17 protein-coding genes, 2 pseudogenes and 1 other annotated feature are annotated in these 16,590 nt (G+C 57.7%); of the genes and pseudogenes, 11 read left to right on the plus strand and 8 right to left on the minus strand.

All coding sequences use genetic code 11. The features are described 5' to 3' along the window. Positions 1-282: 282 nt before the first annotated feature. Together ACJ9Y9_RS00070 and ACJ9Y9_RS00075 are read right to left on the minus strand one after the other, a co-directional pair. Positions 283-1,287: an IS110-like element IS5075 family transposase gene (locus tag ACJ9Y9_RS00070; protein WP_000427614.1), complete on the minus strand. Its 1,005-nt coding sequence runs from the start codon at positions 1,285-1,287 to the stop codon at positions 283-285. A gap of 78 nt (positions 1,288-1,365) precedes the next feature. Then, positions 1,366-1,800 carry a mercury resistance transcriptional regulator MerR gene (locus ACJ9Y9_RS00075; RefSeq protein WP_010981353.1) on the minus strand — a complete coding sequence of 145 codons (435 nt, stop codon included), beginning with the start codon at positions 1,798-1,800 and terminating at the stop codon, positions 1,366-1,368. A gap of 70 nt (positions 1,801-1,870) precedes the next feature. Here ACJ9Y9_RS00075 and ACJ9Y9_RS00080 point away from each other — a divergent pair. The 5 genes and pseudogenes from ACJ9Y9_RS00080 to ACJ9Y9_RS00100 all read left to right on the plus strand — a co-directional run. After that, a pseudogene (locus ACJ9Y9_RS00080) lies at positions 1,871-2,083 on the plus strand (mercuric reductase); the annotation flags it as partial. 14 nt (positions 2,084-2,097) lie between these two features. Then, positions 2,098-2,736, plus strand: coding sequence for an organomercurial lyase MerB (gene merB, locus ACJ9Y9_RS00085; RefSeq protein ID WP_000761850.1), 639 nt, complete (start codon positions 2,098-2,100; stop codon positions 2,734-2,736). 111 nt (positions 2,737-2,847) lie between these two features. Continuing rightward, positions 2,848-3,213, plus strand: a complete 366-nt coding sequence (gene merD, locus ACJ9Y9_RS00090) for a mercury resistance co-regulator MerD (protein ID WP_031942307.1) — start codon at positions 2,848-2,850, stop codon at positions 3,211-3,213. Further along, complete coding sequence (gene merE / locus ACJ9Y9_RS00095) at positions 3,210-3,446, plus strand: broad-spectrum mercury transporter MerE (protein WP_005413392.1); 237 nt, start codon at positions 3,210-3,212, stop codon at positions 3,444-3,446. Before merD ends, merE begins: the two co-directional genes overlap by 4 nt. A gap of 15 nt (positions 3,447-3,461) precedes the next feature. Continuing rightward, on the plus strand, positions 3,462-3,782 hold the full coding sequence (locus ACJ9Y9_RS00100; protein WP_010981356.1) for a DUF3330 domain-containing protein: 321 nt from the start codon (positions 3,462-3,464) through the stop codon (positions 3,780-3,782). A gap of 38 nt (positions 3,783-3,820) precedes the next feature. Here ACJ9Y9_RS00100 and ACJ9Y9_RS00105 read toward each other — a convergent pair whose 3' ends face one another. Genes ACJ9Y9_RS00105 through ACJ9Y9_RS00120 form a run of 4 tightly spaced genes read right to left on the minus strand, consistent with a single transcriptional unit; the run spans position 3,821 to position 8,303 of the window. Further along, positions 3,821-4,435 (minus strand): recombinase family protein, encoded by a 615-nt coding sequence (locus tag ACJ9Y9_RS00105; protein WP_010981357.1) that lies wholly within the window; start codon positions 4,433-4,435, stop codon positions 3,821-3,823. Between the two features lie 60 nt (positions 4,436-4,495). Continuing rightward, entirely contained in the window at positions 4,496-5,713 is a 1,218-nt protein-coding gene (locus ACJ9Y9_RS00110; protein ID WP_011405615.1) for a TniQ family protein, read from the minus strand. Further along, positions 5,710-6,618 carry a TniB family NTP-binding protein gene (locus ACJ9Y9_RS00115; protein WP_000393453.1) on the minus strand — a complete coding sequence of 303 codons (909 nt, stop codon included), beginning with the start codon at positions 6,616-6,618 and terminating at the stop codon, positions 5,710-5,712. The genes ACJ9Y9_RS00110 and ACJ9Y9_RS00115 overlap by 4 nt, the downstream gene beginning before the upstream one ends. Positions 6,619-6,620: 2 nt before the next feature. Continuing rightward, entirely contained in the window at positions 6,621-8,303 is a 1,683-nt protein-coding gene (locus tag ACJ9Y9_RS00120) for a Mu transposase C-terminal domain-containing protein (protein ID WP_010791757.1), read from the minus strand. A gap of 142 nt (positions 8,304-8,445) precedes the next feature. On the opposite strand from ACJ9Y9_RS00120, the pseudogene ACJ9Y9_RS00125 reads away from it, so the two are divergent. Continuing rightward, positions 8,446-9,201: pseudogene (locus ACJ9Y9_RS00125) on the plus strand (TolB family protein); the annotation flags it as partial. On the opposite strand, the gene ACJ9Y9_RS00130 reads toward ACJ9Y9_RS00125, so the two are convergent. Beyond that, positions 9,198-9,530 carry a YceK/YidQ family lipoprotein gene (locus tag ACJ9Y9_RS00130; RefSeq protein WP_028017788.1) on the minus strand — a complete coding sequence of 111 codons (333 nt, stop codon included), beginning with the start codon at positions 9,528-9,530 and terminating at the stop codon, positions 9,198-9,200. The pseudogene ACJ9Y9_RS00125 and the gene ACJ9Y9_RS00130 sit on opposite strands and share 4 nt — an antisense overlap. A gap of 247 nt (positions 9,531-9,777) precedes the next feature. Next, positions 9,778-9,850: a sequence feature (ROSE (Repression Of Heat Shock gene Expression) occurs in the 5'-region of heat shock genes and acts as an RNA thermometer to modulate expression.), on the plus strand. Between ACJ9Y9_RS00130 and ibpA the strand changes: the two genes are divergently transcribed. From ibpA to ACJ9Y9_RS00145, 3 genes are all read left to right on the plus strand, one after another. Next, entirely contained in the window at positions 9,844-10,254 is a 411-nt protein-coding gene (gene ibpA / locus ACJ9Y9_RS00135; protein WP_028017789.1) for a small heat shock chaperone IbpA, read from the plus strand. (Overlaps the previous feature by 7 nt.) A gap of 136 nt (positions 10,255-10,390) precedes the next feature. Next, positions 10,391-10,819 (plus strand): small heat shock chaperone IbpB, encoded by a 429-nt coding sequence (gene ibpB, locus ACJ9Y9_RS00140; RefSeq protein WP_028017790.1) that lies wholly within the window; start codon positions 10,391-10,393, stop codon positions 10,817-10,819. A 172-nt stretch (positions 10,820-10,991) separates the two neighbouring features. Next, on the plus strand, positions 10,992-12,653 hold the full coding sequence (locus tag ACJ9Y9_RS00145) for a putative transporter (RefSeq protein WP_028017791.1): 1,662 nt from the start codon (positions 10,992-10,994) through the stop codon (positions 12,651-12,653). On the opposite strand, the gene ACJ9Y9_RS00150 is transcribed toward ACJ9Y9_RS00145, so the two are convergent. Then, a complete protein-coding gene (locus ACJ9Y9_RS00150; RefSeq protein ID WP_028017792.1) occupies positions 12,621-13,367 on the minus strand; it encodes a GntR family transcriptional regulator in 747 nt (248 codons plus the stop codon). The two genes, ACJ9Y9_RS00145 and ACJ9Y9_RS00150, sit on opposite strands and share 33 nt — an antisense overlap. A gap of 222 nt (positions 13,368-13,589) precedes the next feature. On the opposite strand from ACJ9Y9_RS00150, the gene ACJ9Y9_RS00155 reads away from it, so the two are divergent. Next, entirely contained in the window at positions 13,590-15,212 is a 1,623-nt protein-coding gene (locus tag ACJ9Y9_RS00155; RefSeq protein ID WP_028017793.1) for an alpha-glucoside-specific PTS transporter subunit IIBC, read from the plus strand. Further along, positions 15,209-16,531, plus strand: coding sequence for a 6-phospho-alpha-glucosidase (locus tag ACJ9Y9_RS00160; RefSeq protein WP_028017794.1), 1,323 nt, complete (start codon positions 15,209-15,211; stop codon positions 16,529-16,531). Before ACJ9Y9_RS00155 ends, ACJ9Y9_RS00160 begins: the two co-directional genes overlap by 4 nt. The last annotated feature ends 59 nt before the right edge of the window (positions 16,532-16,590 follow it).

Consider the following 16,590-nt stretch of genomic DNA (forward strand, 5'->3'; position numbering starts at 1 on the left):
GATCTGTGGTCGTCTCAGAAAACGGAATCTATGGTCACTCCCGTTTTTGCAACACCGATTTTGACGATAAGTTGGCTTGCTTGAATCTATCCGGCGTCTGAATGGGATTTTATTCCCGCGCCTCGATGAGTTCCGCGCCTGATGAACCTCCAGAAAATATACGGCTTCAGCGAGCCTTTCCGTTTTACAGGTTCCTCAACAGGCCGGTGGGCCGTTTGTATCATCAATATCAGTATTCGCAAAACCAGATGAATGATTGTTTAAACTGGTGTATTTCTGCCTTTATGCTTCGTAAGTTTGCTGTCGCGCCGTCAGTGCCCAGGCTATTCTGGCCAGCTTGTTTGCCAGAGCACAGGTGACGACAAAGTTGCTTTTCCGACACAACAACTCCCTGACCCAGTCGGCCAACTTGCCAGACTGGTGTTCCAGTTTTTGTATGAATACCCTGGCACACTGAACCAACAAAGTTCGGATCTTTTTGTTGCCCCGCTTGCTAATCCCTAACAATGTCGTCCGACCTCCCGTGCTGTACTGTCGGGGTACCAGCCCTGTTGCCGCCGCAAAGTCACGGCTGCTGGCGTACTGCTTCCCGTCGCCAATCTCAGTTGAAATAGTACTGGCAGTCAGCGTTCCAACGCAGGGAATACTCAGCAAGCGCTGTCCAACCTCATCTTCGTCCAACTTTCGTTTCAACTGAGATTCCAGATCTTTAATCTGCTCAACAAGATAGTGATAATGCTGTTGTAATTTCAGCAGTAACTGGCTGAGATAAAGAGGCAAACTACTGTCCTCAAGAAGGGTACTCAGTCGACTAATAACGGCAGCACCTCGCGGAACGCTGATACCAAATTCCAGCAGAAAAGCATGCATCTGATTAGTTGTTTTCACCTTATCCTGAACCAGGGATTCACGGACACGATGCAGAGCTCGCATTGCCTGCTGAGATTCGGTTCTGGGCTGCACGAAACGCATAGATGGACGTGATGCTGCTTCACAGATAGCTTCAGCATCAACGAAGTCATTTTTGTTGCTTTTAACGAATGGGCGGACAAATTGCGGTGATATCAGCTTTGGAAAATGCCCTAACTCTGCCAGCTTGCGTGCCATAAAGTGAGAACCGCCACAGGCTTCCATCGCGATGGTTGTTGCTGGGCATGTCGCCAGAAATTCGATTAGCTTTGGTCGGGTGAATTTTTTACGGTAAACGGCCTTCCCACGATGATCCTGACAATGAATATGGAAAGAGTTCTTACCCAGATCGATACCAATAAGCGCAATGTTTTCCATGATGGTTCTCCGAATGAAAGCCTGTCCTCAGCATAGTACTGGGAAGGAGGGAGTGACCATCTCATTAAATAAAGCACGCTAAGCTGTGGAAGCCCCTGCCAAGCTCGTTCCACCTTGCAACGACGCAATCAGCGGACACGAAACATTCCCCTGCCGCGAATGGCAGGCGCACACCAGGTCAGACAGCACAGCCTCCATGCGCGCCAAATCGGCCATCTTCTCGCGCACGTCTTGGAGCTTGTGCTCGGCCAGGCTGCTGGCCTCCTCGCAGTGGGTGCCATCGTCGAGCCGCAGCAACTCGGCGATTTCATCCAGGCTGAAGCCCAACCGCTGGGCCGATTTCACGAATCGCACCCGTGTCACGTCCGCCGCGCCATAGCGGCGAATGCTGCCATAGGGCTTGTCCGGCTCGGGCAACAAGCCCTTGCGCTGATAGAACCGGATGGTCTCCACGTTGACGCCGGCTGCCTTGGCAAAAACGCCAATGGTCAGGTTCTCCAAATTATTTTCCATACCGCTTGACTCCGTACATGAGTACGGAAGTAAGGTTACGCTATCCAATTCAAATTCGAAAGGACAAGCCGAGGAAGGTAGCGGACGACTCATTGGGGTACAGGCAGTGGCCCCGGAAGCGGGCGAGCTGATCCAGACGGCGGTGCTCGCGATCCGTAACCGCATGACCGTACAGGAGCTGGCTGACCAGTTGTTCCCCTACCTGACGATGGTCGAGGGGCTGAAGCTCGCGGCGCAGACCTTCACCAAGGATGTCAAACAATTGTCCTGCTGCGCAGGATGAAAGGAGATGGAACCATGAAGCTCGCCCCATATATTTTAGAACGTCTCACTTCGGTCAATCGTACCAATGGTACTGCGGATCTCTTGGTCCCGCTACTGCGGGAACTCGCCAAGGGGCGTCCGGTTTCACGAACGACACTTGCCGGGATTCTCGACTGGCCCGCTGAGCGAGTGGCCGCCGTACTCGAACAGGCCACCAGTACCGAATATGACAAAGATGGGAACATCATCGGCTACGGCCTCACCTTGCGCGAGACTTCGTATGTCTTTGAAATTGACGACCGCCGTCTGTATGCCTGGTGCGCGCTGGACACCTTGATATTTCCGGCGCTGATCGGCCGTACAGCTCGCGTCTCATCGCATTGCGCTGCAACCGGAGCACCCGTTTCACTCACGGTTTCACCCAGCGAGATACAGGCTGTCGAACCTGCCGGCATGGCGGTGTCCTTGGTATTGCCGCAGGAAGCAGCCGACGTTCGTCAGTCCTTCTGTTGCCATGTACATTTCTTTGCATCTGTCCCGACGGCGGAAGACTGGGCCTCCAAGCATCAAGGATTGGAAGGATTGGCGATCGTCAGTGTCCACGAGGCTTTCGGCTTGGGCCAGGAGTTTAATCGACATCTGTTGCAGACCATGTCATCTAGGACACCGTGATCGGATATCGACCCAATGTTCTACGGCACCGGCATCGGATTCGCAGCGCGCGGATTGAACTCGGCGAAACGGTATATGCATTGCCGTGAACCGACCAAAAGGAGGTGTTCGATGAACGCCTACACGGTGTCCCGGCTGGCCCTTGATGCCGGGGTGAGCGTGCATATCGTGCGCGACTACCTGCTGCGCGGATTGCTGCGGCCAGTCGCCTGCACCACGGGTGGCTACGGCCTGTTCGATGACGCCGCCTTGCAGCGACTGTGCTTCGTGTGGGCCGCCTTCGAGGCGGGCATCGGCCTCGGCGCATTGGCGCGGCTGTGCCGGGCGCTGGATGCGGCGAACTGCGATGAAACTGCCGCGCAGCTTGCTGTGCTGCGTCAGTTCGTCGAACGCCGGCGCGAAGCGTTGGCCAATCTGGAAGTGCAGTTGGCCGCCATGCCGACCGCGCCGGCACAGCATGCGGAGAGTTTGCCATGAACAGCCCCGAGCGCATGCCGGCCGAGACGCACAAACCGTTCACCGGCTACCTGTGGGGCACGCTGGCCGTGCTGACTTGCCCCTGCCACCTGTCCATCCTCGCTGCCGTGCTGGCCGGCACAACCGCCGGTGCATTCCTTGTCGAGTATTGGGTCATCACGGCGCTCGGTTTGACCGGCCTGTTTCTTCTGTCACTGGCGCGGGCGTTGCGGGCATTCAGGGAAAGATCATGAGCGCTTCCCGGCCGGATGGATGGACTACGGCGGAGGGCCCAAGCGTTCGAGCGCGGGCAAGGCTTTCTGTTCGCAAAGCCGATGCCGGCGGCGGCATTCGCCGTCTTCGTCAGTCAATGGAGGGGTGCCACCATGAATGCAAATGATCCGACCGCCACCAGTTGCTGCGTGTGCTGCAAGGAAATTCCGCTCGATGCCGCCTTCACACCGGAAGGCGCGGAGTACGTCGAGCACTTCTGCGGGCTGGAGTGTTATCAACGTTTCCAGGCGCGGGCCAGCACTGCGACCGAAACGAGCGGCGAACCGAACGCTTGCGGTTCGCCGCCGTCAAATTGAGACAAACCACGCTTTCGCTACGTCGCCTCATGTCGGCATCAAATTCGGCTGAGTAGCTTCTCGCCATCTGGACGTAGCTCGCCCTTGGGTGAAATATGCCGATACAGGGTCTGCCGCGTGATGCCAAGTTCCTGGCACAGGTCGCCGACCTTGGTCTCTGACTGCCCCATTGCCGCCATCGCCAGCCGCAGCTTGGCGGCGGTCATCTTGAACGGCCGGCCGCCTTTCCGGCCGCGTGCCCGTGCTGAGGCCAGGCCCGCCACGGTGCGCTCGGCGATCAACTCGCGCTCGAACTCGGCCAGCGCGGCGAAGATACCGAAGACCAGCTTGCCGGCGGCGGTCGTGGTGTCAATGGCCGCGCCGTGCCCGGTCAGCACCTTGAGGCCGATGCCGCGTCCGGTCAGGTCATGGACGGTATTGATCAGATGGCGCAGGTCGCGCCCGAGCCGATCCAGTTTCCAAACGACCAACGTGTCGCCTGGCCGTAGTGCCTTCAGACAGCTCGCCAGACCGGGACGATCCTCGCGTTTTCCGGACGCTTGGTCTTCATAGAGATGCGCCGGATCAACACCGGCCGCGACCAGCGCATCGCGCTGCAAGTCCGTCGCCTGGGAGCCATCCGCCTTCGATACTCGCATGTAGCCAATCAGCATCTTGTACCTGTCACATATACGTTCGATTATGTGACAGTTTGCATCGGGAAGCTCTGCACGTCAAAATTTGTCACTTAACCCGTCATTCTGTCTAAGGCATGCAAAGGGTAGGCTAGGCTCATAATGTGACAGAAATTCCGGGGGGATGCCTTCCTTCGCGAAGGTGGCGCGCAACTGTTCCAAGGAAGCGGGGTCGCGCCGACCATAGGAAGCCAACGCGAACAGCGAGCGTGCCGTCTCGGGGTTGTGTCGTGCTTCAATGATGGCCTCATCAATGGCCTGGATTGCACGCTGCCAGTGATCGACGGGTTCGGGCTTCGGCGCTTTCGCCGGCAGGCCACTGGTGAACCCGGTTTGGGGCTCGGACCAGAATAGCTTTGCGTGCTCGCCTGGCGGGCTTATATCCCTCACCTCAATCAAGCTGATTGCCGTTGCCGCCGCCTCCAGCATCTGCAACCGTACTGCCGGGTTCAGGGTTTCATACGGTCGCCACAGACTTTGCCCAGCACGCAGCGGATGCCCGCAGCATTCCCAGATTTGGCGGAGATACCCCGCGTAGGTGCCGCACGTCGAAAGCGGGGTGTTCAGCTCATCGAGCAGCGTGCGTAGCAGCCTAAACCACAATCCGGCGTGGATGCGTCGGCGCGGCAACTCCACGTGGCCGGTCGTCAGTGCCTGCCAGGTACGCTGGTCCATCGCCGCAATCGCGTCGCTGGCAGTGCGCGGTTCGGCGTCGGCGTTCTCCCAGCCGAGAAACCGCCCTGGCACGCCCCAATAGGATTCCAGCCAGCAGCCATGCAGTGGGCAGCTCAGCATCAGGGGCAGCTTCCACGCGAGCAGTACGGCTTGGTTCTCCGGATCGTTCAGACAGAGCGGGCAGGCGCGATGTATCGGCTGGCTGGGCAGCCAGGCACGCCAGCTCGTGATGGATCGCGTCCTACGGCGGAGTTTCGGCAGCAGCACCGAGAGCTGGAACGCATAGGTTTCCAATGCATCTGGAATCTGATCATCAAGGCTGTCCAGTAGCCAAGGCACCCAGCCGGCGAAACTCATGCAACGCAGCCGGTCCGGCTCGATGCCGCTCCGCTGGGAGAGCATCGCCAGCAGCGCCAGTGGTGGCGCGGTGTCCAGGTCATCAACCTGGCCGTGACCAAGATCGTGCTCCAGCAGCTCGGACACCTCCATGTGATAGCAAAGGGCCACGCGGTTGAGCCACGAAGACAAGGCTTCGCCTTCCCTGGGAGCCGGATGCAGTGGCCAGTGTGGCGCTGGCTTCACATCAGTTCCCGCTCGAATTGCCGCCGCCGCTCGCTGGGACCGGTGTAATCGGCCATGCTGAGCGTGCGATGGTTGATCGCTTCCTCACCGCTCTCCACGGCAGCGACGGCCGCCGCCATCAACAGGTGCGCCAGCTCGCCGATGGTGCCCTCGCTGCGCGTGAGCAGGTAGCGGGCCATATCCAGCGTGGCAATCGACGAGGGTCGCCGCAGCGGGAGCGAAGCCGCGAAGCTGGCCAGCAGTGAGCAGCAATCGTCGTTGGCCTCCCACACCGGCAGCATCATCGGCTCGAAGCGGTTTTCCAACTGGTCGTCCGAGCGGATCGCCAAGTAGGCATCGCGTGTGCCGACCCCGACCAGCGGGATGCGCAGCTCGTTGCCGAGGAAACGCAGCAGGTTGAGGAATTCCCGGCGGTTGACGCTGTTGCCGGCCAGGACGTTGTGCAATTCGTCGATCACCAGCATGCGCACGCCGACCTTGCGTAGCAGTGCCAGCGCCAATTGCTCCATTTCCGGCAGCCGTGGGCGCGGGCGCAATGGCGCGCCCATCGCGGCAAGTAGCGCGACGTAGAAGCGGATTACCGACGGTTCGGATGGCATCTGCACGACCAGTACCGGAATGTGCTCCTGGTCGGCGTCGGAGCTGGCCGGGTGGGTGCGGCGGAATTTCTCGACGATCATCGACTTGCCGTTGTTGGTTGGACCGACCAACAGCAGGTTGGGCATGCGTTGTTTGTTCGGCCACGCATACAGGGCTTCCAGCCGATTCAGCGCCTCGACTGCTCGCGGATAGCCGATCCAGCGGTCAGCGCGAAGGCGATGGATGCGTTCGTCCGCCGGAAGACGGGCCAAGCCCTGGGCCACCGGCATCAGGTGGGACAAGTCGATGATGGGATATTCTTCCACGGCTACCACTCCTCAATCTGGTCGAACGGTTTGGCAGGTGGCTGGTTGTCTGCCTGCGGGTCAGCCATGTCCGCGTCCGGTGGTGGCGTGGTTTTGAAAAGAACTGCCGTTGCCTTGAGATGCTGGCGTCGATCCGCGTCGCGCCGCGCCTTGCGCGTAGCTTTCTGCGCGGTGGACACGATTTCGCGCATCTGGCCGATCATGCGAAACAGCGCCGACTCATCCACCTGTTCGCGCCCTTGCTGCCGCAATTTCGCCAGCGCCTGTCGTTGTTCCCAGAGGGTGACAGCCGGGTGCGACAAGGTGCGGTATGGAATTTCCAGATAGTGCTGCCCCTCCGGCTCCAGCACCCAAATGCGGCTGATGTCGCGCGGGTCGCGCCGGATCAGGAACGCAGGCAAGCGGTCGCGCCGAGCTATCCACGGCTTGAGCGCATCGGCGTAGTAATGGATGTGGTCGATGACGAAGCCGGTGCGGGTCAGCGTGCGGCGGATGATGGGCAGAAAATCGACCAGAAAAGCCGTGGTGCGAGTGATGACGGTTGGCACGCCGGTCCGCGCGATAGCTTCGGCCCAGCGCGCTGCCGGCGGCTGGAGCAGGCCGTTGTGCACGGAGCCGTGGTAGGTGCCGACCGCCAATGTGAGCCAGCGCTCCAGCTCACGCAGCGTCAGGGCGGCCTTGTTTTCGGAATCGTAGTCGCCGCGCTGGTCAGGGTTGGAGAAGGTCGTCCCTGGCAATTCGTCGTGGATCATCTGCATCGCCGTGCCGATGATCCGTTCCACGATGCCGCCGTAGTGCGGCTGCCCGAGCGGGCGATAGTCAAGCCGGATGCCATGCTGCTCGCAGCCTCGGCGTAGCGCTTCGCTCTTGAACTCGGCCGCGTTGTCCAGGTAGAGCAGCCTGGGCTTGCCGCTCATCGGCCACTCCATTTCTATGTTCAGACCCTCCAGCCAGGGACGCTTGTCGCAGGCGACATGCACAAGGCACAGGCCGACCGAAACAGATGACGGCGCTTCCAGCGTGACGACCATGCCGAGCACGCAGCGGGTAAACACGTCGATGGCGATGGTCAGATACGGACGGCCAATCGGTTGCCGGTCGCGCTCGTCCACCACGATCAGGTCGATGACCGTGTGATCAATCTGCACTTGTTCCAGTGGCGCGGTCACGGCGGGAGGCTCACCACCGACACCTTGCAGGCTGCGGGACGCATCCTGACCTTCCCGGCGGCGAGTGGCCTTGAGCGGATCGAGGCCGGCGATCCGCAGAGCCACGGTGTTGCGCGCCGGCGCCCGCAGCTTTTGCGCTTTGCAAGCCTGCGCGACCTCGCGGTGGAACGCTGCCAGGCTACGCTTCTGCTTGGTCAGGAAGCGCTTTTGCAGCAACTCGCGGATGATGCGCTCAACTGATTCCGGCAAGCGTCCCTTGCCTTTTCCGCCGCCGGATCGGCTGCGAGCCAGGTCCGTCACAAGCCCAGCACCTTGCCGGGCACGGCGGATTAGGACATACACCTGCCGCCTGGACAGGCCAAGCGCGTGAGCAGCGGCATCGGCGGCTTCATGCCCGACCACATCAAGCGCTGCCAGCGGCCCGATGATTTCCGCCCGTTGCCGGGCCTGCGCCCAAGCCGCATCGGGCAGGGTGGCCACGCCTTGCTCGGCAATCAATGATGTGTCTGACGCCATGCTCACACCTCGCTTTGGTGCACACGAGTATTGAGCATAGTCGAGATTGGTGCAGATGACTTCTGATATTGCGTTGTCAGGAGTCGCCTGCACATCTGGCGTTACGCCCCGTCAATTGGTGCAGTCGTCTTCTGAAAATGACAACGTGGGTGTTGCCGCACCGTTTGGCCCTGTGAACCCACAGGGGAACCATCCGCGAGAATATGTCGGTGCATACTGGAGCGTGCTGGTGAGCCGCACGACGCCAACACCTCAGCCCGGCAGCGATGACATCAACCGCGCCTATGAAGAGGGCTGGGTGAGTAATGACCGGCTGGCGTTTATTGGCGATACCCTGTCAGTGCAGGGCGAGAAAGTGCCAGAACTGTTTATTGTTGAGTTGCCTGAGAACGAACAGGGCTGGAAGCAGGCTGGCGATGAGCCTTTGCAGGGTACGACAGAGACCCTGCCTGCCCCGCCAGCAGGGGTTAAGCAGCGTCGTCTGACCTTTACGCATCAAAGGGCGTATCCGGGGCTTGTGAACGTGCCGCGTCACTGGGTGCGCTGTAATCCGCAAGGGACGCAGATCGCGTTTCTGATGCGAGATGATAACGGTATTGTGCAGCTGTGGCTGATCTCTCCTGAGGGTGGCGAGACGCGCCAGTTAACCCATACGGAGAGCGGTATTCAGTCAGCGTTTAACTGGCACCCTTCCGGGAACATGCTGGGATTCGTGCTTGAAAATCGGATCGCCTGTTGCGATGCGCAGACTGGTGCGGTGACGTTTTTGACGTCCGATCACGGCAACCCACCTTCAGCAGATGCGGTAGTGTTTTCCCCAGACGGACGTTTTATTGCGTGGATGGAAGAGACAGGCGGTTTCCGTCAGCTTTGGTTAACAGAAACCGCGCAACACTAGCGTGGAGGCAATTCAGCGGGCGGAATAACGGCGTTTGTCGCCAGATTCTCCTGCTCGCTTTTTTCTACCCGTGAGCGCACAGAATTGTCCTTACGAAACATATCCCACGGCAGCAGAAGCGTATCCGCCACAGCCGTAAACGGCATATCCAGGATAACCAGGGATTTGGTGCCCCAGTTTGTATCGTCATCGGAGATCATCGCCGCGCTGGCACGTGTCCCAGGATATGTTCCTTCTTTACCGCCGGTGTGAGACATCACGCTCGAACACCCGCAAAGTAAAACTACCCCGCTGAACGTCGTCAGCTTTATCAGAACATTTTTCATCATCACTCAGTCATCATTAATGGCACTGCAAAGACCTGCAACTCAGGTTTATAGCGAGCCTTAACCAAAATGGATAGCCCGATAACCCCGCACTGTGGCAGCCATCGCAATTTAACCCTTTGTGCTGTTGTCCCAGTCTAAGCGAGATGCAAGAAAGTGCAAAAAAAAGTGCAGCTGTCGTGCTTGAAAAGCCCGGTTCCAGACCCATTTTAAGAATGTAACCACGAAAACGAACACGCCTGATGGGTGTTCGGGGTACTAAGGCCTGTCCATGGTGGAAGGCTACATTTTCTCGCTGATTTCAGGAGTTTTATTTATGCGTAACTTCGATCTTTCTCCGCTATACCGTTCTGCAATTGGTTTTGACCGCCTGTTTAACCATTTAGAAAATAACCAAAGCCAGAGCAACGGCTACCCTCCATACAATGTTGAGCTGGTTGACGAAAACCACTACCGCATCGCGATTGCTGTCGCCGGTTTTGCAGAAAACGAACTGGAGATCACCGCCCAGGACAACCTGCTGGTGGTGAAAGGTTCCCATACGGCCGAGCAGAAAGAACGTACCTACCTTTACCAGGGCATTGCCGAGCGCAACTTTGAACGTAAGTTCCAGTTAGCTGAGAACATTCACATTAAAGGCGCGAACCTGGTTAACGGCCTGCTGTTTATCGAACTGGAACGCGTGATCCCGGAAGAGAAAAAGCCGCGTCGTATCGAAATTAACTAATTATGCGGGTCGCCTAAGCGGCCCATCCAGAATTGCTTGCCGTAATGGGAGCATATGCGAATCCATCGGGATTTGCAGGAATAACTGCGCACAAAATTAAACTGTGCCGAACTCGCTTCTCAGAAGGAGATTTAGTATGCGTAACTACGATTTATCCCCCCTGCTGCGTCAGTGGATTGGTTTTGACAAACTGGCTAACGCCCTGCAAAGCACCACCGAGCAACAGACATTTCCGCCGTACAACATCGAAAAGAGCGATGATAACCACTATCGCATTACCCTGGCGCTGGCCGGTTTCCGTCAGGACGATTTGGATATCCAGCTTGAAGGTACGCGTCTGACCGTGAAGGGTACGCCGGAAAAACCAGAAACCGAGACCAAATGGTTACATCAGGGATTGGTCACTCAGCCGTTTAGCCTGAGCTTTACCCTGGCCGATCATATGGAAGTCTCCGGTGCGACTTTCACCAACGGGCTGTTGCATATCGACCTGACCCGTAATGTGCCGGAAGCTATCGCGCCACAGCGTATCGCCATTAGCGAGCGGCCTGCGTTAAACAGTTAACAAGCCCGCCGATCCTGTAGGTCGGGTAAGGCGTAGCCGCCACCCGACAATACTCACCGACTGCACAAAGCCCTGCTCCGGCAGGGCTTTTTTGTGCGCCATCGCCCATACAACTACGTCTGGCTCTGAGAGAATCCTCGTCATAACTAAGGTTATGCACAGGAAGTGGATCATGAGTGATATCGCGTTAACGGTTAGCGTGTTGGCCCTAGTCGCTGTAGTTGGACTGTGGATAGGTAATATCAAAATCCGTGGCGTCGGGTTTGGGATTGGCGGGGTCCTGTTTGGCGGAATTTTTGTCGGGCACTTTGCCGACAAACTCGGGCTGGTCCTCAGCGCCGAAATGCTCCACTTTATTCAGGAATTCGGTCTGATCCTCTTCGTTTATACCATCGGTATTCAGGTGGGGCCGGGCTTTTTTGCCTCACTTCGGGTTTCCGGATTACGGCTTAACCTGTTTGCTCTCGGCATTGTGGTGATGGGCGGGCTGGTTACCGCTATTCTGCATAAAGTCTTTGATATCCCGCTGCCTGTGGTGTTGGGTATCTTCTCCGGGGCGGTGACCAACACACCGGCGCTCGGTGCGGGGCAGCAAATTCTGCGCGATTTGGGTATCGAACCCGGTATTGTCGACCAGATGGGGATGAGCTACGCCATGGCCTATCCGTTTGGGATTTGCGGCATTCTGCTCTCCATGTGGCTGGTACGCGTCCTGTTCCGGATTAACGTCGACAAAGAGGCGAAGGACCACGAAACCACCCTCACTAACGGCCATATGCCGATCAAAACCATCAATATTCGGGTTGATAACCCCAATCTGAACAACATGGCGATTCAGGATGTGCCGATCCTGAACAGCGCCAATATCATCTGCTCCCGCCTTAAGCGTGACGATATGCTGATGGTGCCCGCGCCCGGCACCGTCATTCAGCAAGGCGATTTGCTGCATCTGGTCGGCCAGCCAGGGGATTTAAACAACGCGCGGCTGGTGATTGGTCAGGAAGTGGATACGTCGCTCTCAACCCGTGGCACCGATATGCGCGTGGAACGTGTGGTGGTGACTAACGAGCACGTTCTGGGCAAGAAAATACGCGATCTGCAGGTAAAAGAGCGCTACGACGTGGTGATCTCCCGTCTTAACCGTGCGGGTGTCGAGTTGGTCGCCAGCCCGGAGGCCAGCCTGCAGTTCGGTGATATCCTCAACCTGGTCGGGCGGCCTTCTTCGATTGATGCTGTGGCGGATATGGTGGGTAACGCCCAGCAAAAACTGCAGCAGGTACAGATGCTGCCCGTGTTTATCGGTATCGGGCTTGGCGTGCTGCTGGGCTCCATTCCGCTGTACGTGCCGGGTTTCCCGGTTGCGCTGAAGCTGGGCCTGGCGGGCGGGCCGCTGATTATGGCGCTCATCCTTGGGCGTATCGGCTGCATCGGTAAGCTCTACTGGTTTATGCCACCGAGCGCCAACCTGGCGCTGCGCGAGCTCGGCATCGTGCTGTTCCTGGCCGTTGTCGGCCTGAAATCCGGCGGAGATTTTGTCGATACCCTGGTCAAGGGCGAAGGGATGAGTTGGGTCGGCTACGGGATATTTATCACGGCGATCCCGCTGCTGACGGTGGGCATTCTGGCGCGGATGTTCGCCAAAATGAACTATCTGACGCTGTGCGGTATGCTGGCGGGCTCCATGACGGACCCTCCCGCGCTGGCCTTTGCCAATAACCTGCACGCCACCAGCGGTGCGGCGGCATTGTCCTATGCCACGGTATACCCGCTGGTCATGTTCCTGCGCATCATCACCCCGCAGCTACTGGCGGTGCTGTTCTGGGGGATGAGCTAGTAATTCGTCCGGGTGGATGCGCCGCAGATGGTAGTCCACCTGGTAATCGCTGGTATTTCGGAACATCACGGAATAATTGAGGAACTCGCCGCTGTCGCTGTATGAGAGAGACGTAATTCGCAGCAGCGGCGTTTGTTCCGGCAGGTTCAAATAACCAGCCAGCTGTTTATCTGCCAGCACTGGCGTCAGGCTCTCGTAATTACCGCTGATAGTGATCCCGCACTCCTTCTCGATGTAATCAAACTTCGACCCTTCAAGATGCGCCAGCGACAGATTGCGAAACAGCTTCACGGGCATAAAGCTGTCCTCCAGCATCAGGGGTTTCCCCTCCACGTAACGCACGCGACGCGAAAAGTAGATCCGTTCATCCACCTGTATCCGCAGCTGGCTGGCGATGGCGGGCGGTGCGGGCATGACTTCGAACTGCAACACCTTGCTCTGCACCTCTTTCCCCTGCTGACGCAGCACCTCCACCAGCCCGGTCAGGTTAGTGGTTTCATGGTGGACATCTTTACGCGATACAAACGTCCCGCTGCCGTGGCGCCGCTCCACCAGCCCCCAACTGACCAGAAGGTCCAGTGCCTTTCGAATGGTCATCCGCGCCACGCCGAATTCCTGTGCCAACGTCTTTTCACCAGGAAGCGGGCTGCCGATGTTGTAGTCCGACGAATTCAGCCGCAGCCGTAATCTGTCGGCAATAGATTTGTAGATCACCAGTAGACCTCTCTGCCCTTTTCTGGAGGTGGATTGCGTCCTGACATGTCCATATTTACAACGAAAAGTAGACCTGACTGGTCAAAATAAAACCATGAATGCGATCACGAATCGCAGCGGCACGCCATGTTCGCGCATCAGTAAGTTCTTATGCTCACCTCAGGCCAGCAAAAAACCATAAAGGCCTCTACCCCCTACAGGTTGTTACGTGAGGATTTAAAAATGCTCAGTCAAATACAACGTTTTGGCGGTGCCATGTTTACCCCGGTGTTGCTGTTTCCGTTCGCCGGGATCGTGGTGGGAATTGCCATCATGCTTCGCAACCCGCTGTTTGTGGGCGAGGCTTTAACCGCTCCGGATAATCTTTTCGCGCAGATCGTTCATATCATTGAAGAGGGCGGCTGGGCGGTGTTTCGCAATATGCCGCTGATTTTTGCCGTCGGCCTGCCGATTGGTCTGGCGAAGCAGGCGCAGGGCCGCGCCTGTCTGGCGGTGCTGATTAGCTTCCTGACCTGGAACTACTTTATCAATGCGATGGGGATGACCTGGGGTCATTTCTTTGGCGTCGATTTTTCCGCAGAGCCCACGGCAGGAAGCGGGCTGGCGATGATTGCGGGTATCAAAACGCTGGATACCAGCATTATTGGGGCGATTGTGATTTCGGGCATCGTCACCGCGATCCATAACCGCTATTTCGACAAGCCGCTGCCGGTTTTTCTGGGGATTTTTCAGGGCACGTCGTTCGTCGTTATCCTCGCATTCTTCGTTATGATCCCCTGCGCCTGGCTGACGCTGCTGGGCTGGCCGAAAGTGCAAATGGGCATTGAGTCTCTGCAGGCCTTCTTACGTTCTGCCGGTGCATTGGGTGTCTGGGTTTATACCTTCCTGGAACGTATTCTGATCCCAACCGGATTGCATCACTTTGTCTACGGTCCGTTTATTTTCGGCCCTGCGGCAGTGGAAGGCGGGATTCAGGTCTACTGGGCGCAGCATCTGCAGGAGTTCAGCCAGAGTACGCTGCCGCTGAAAACCCTGTTCCCGGAAGGCGGATTCGCGCTGCACGGCAACTCAAAGGTGTTTGGCTCTGTCGGGATTGCGCTGGCGCTGTGGTACACCGCGTCGCCGGAAAACCGCGTCAAGGTGGCGGGGTTGCTGATCCCGGCCACGCTCACCGCCGTACTGGTGGGGATTACCGAGCCACTCGAATTCACCTTCCTGTTTATTTCGCCGCTGCTGTTTGCCGTCCACGCCGTACTGGCCGCGACGATGGCAACGGTGATGTACATCTTTGGCGTGGTAGGGAATATGGGCGGCGGCATGCTGGACCAGTTCCTGCCGCAAAACTGGATCCCAATGTTCCATAACCACGCCTCAATGATGTTCACCCAAATCGGTATCGGCGTCTGCTTTACCGGGATCTACTTCGTGGTCTTCAAAACGCTGATTGAGCGTCTGAACCTCAAAACACCTGGCCGGGAAGAGAGTGAAATCAAACTCTACAGCAAGGCTGACTATAAGGCCGCGCGCGAGCAAACCACCGCCCCGGCGGCGGCCAGCCAGCAGGTTGGACAAGCTGCCGGATTCTTACAGGCACTCGGCGGTGCGGCCAATATCGAAAGCATCAACAACTGCGCCACCCGCTTGCGCATTGCGCTGGTGGATATGGCGAAAACCCAAAGCGATGACGTCTTCAAAGCCCTGGGCGCACACGGTGTCGTCCGGCGCGGCAACGGCATCCAGGTGATTGTCGGCCTGCACGTTCCTCAGGTGCGCGACCAGCTGGAATCGCTGATGAAAACCCCTTTAACGAATGAACAAACCACCCTGACAGAGGCTATATCATGAAAAAATTCTCAGTTGTCATTGCAGGCGGCGGCAGCACCTTTACGCCTGGTATCGTCCTGATGCTGTTAGCCAACCGCGACCGTTTCCCGCTGCGCGCGCTGAAGTTCTATGACAACGACGGCGCACGTCAGGAGACTATCGCCGAAGCGTGCAAAATCATCCTTAAAGAACAGGCTCCGGAAATTGAATTCAGCTACACCACCGATCCAAAAGCCGCCTTTACCGATGTCGATTTCGTGATGGCGCATATCCGCGTGGGCAAATACCCGATGCGTGAAAAAGACGAGAAAATCCCATTGCGTCACGGCGTGCTGGGTCAGGAAACCTGCGGTCCGGGTGGGATCTCTTACGGCATGCGCTCTATCGGCGGCGTGCTGGAACTGGTGGATTATATGGAGCAGTACTCCCCGAACGCCTGGATGCTGAACTACTCCAACCCGGCGGCGATTGTGGCGGAAGCTACCCGCCGTCTGCGTCCGAACGCCAAAATCCTCAATATCTGCGATATGCCGATCGGCATTGAAGGGCGCATGGCGCAGATTGTTGGCCTCAAGGACCGCAAAGAGATGCGGGTTCGCTACTACGGGTTGAACCACTTCGGCTGGTGGACGTCGATTGAAGATCTGAACGGCAACGATCTGATGCCGAAACTGCGCGAATACGTTGCGAAAAACGGCTATGTCCCGCCTTCGGAAGATGCGCATACCGAAGCGAGCTGGAACGATACCTTTGCCAAAGCAAAAGACGTGCAGGCGCTGGATCCGGACACCATGCCGAACACCTACCTAAAATATTATCTGTTCCCGGACTACGTGGTCGCGCACTCGAACCCGGAACGCACCCGCGCCAATGAAGTCATGGATCACCGCGAGAAGCACGTGTTCAGCTCTTGCCGGGCGATTATCGAAGCCGGTAACTCCGCCGCCGGTGAGCTGGAAATCGACGAACATGCGTCGTACATCGTCGATCTGGCGACGGCAATTGCCTTCAACACCCAGGAGCGCATGCTGTTGATTGTGCCGAATAATGGGGCCATCCATAACTTTGATGCCGACGCGATGGTGGAAATTCCGTGCCTGGTGGGCCACAACGGGCCGGAACCACTGACCGTGGGCGATATTCCGCACTTCCAGAAAGGATTGATGAGCCAGCAGGTGGCGGTGGAAAAACTGGTGGTGGATGCCTGGGAACAACGCTCATACCAGAAACTCTGGCAGGCGATTACCCTGTCGAAAACCGTGCCGAGCGCCTCCGTTGCGAAAGCCATTCTGGATGACCTGATCGAGGCCAATAAGGGTTACTGGCCAGAGCTGCATTAACCTTTCCGACCGGCATCGCCCGATGCCGGTCTCCTTGTCCTTGTCGATTTACGCTATGC

Source organism: Enterobacter sp. CPE_E1241 (assembly GCF_045618265.1).
In the GTDB taxonomy this organism is placed as follows: Bacteria; Pseudomonadota; Gammaproteobacteria; order Enterobacterales; family Enterobacteriaceae; genus Enterobacter; species Enterobacter adelaidei.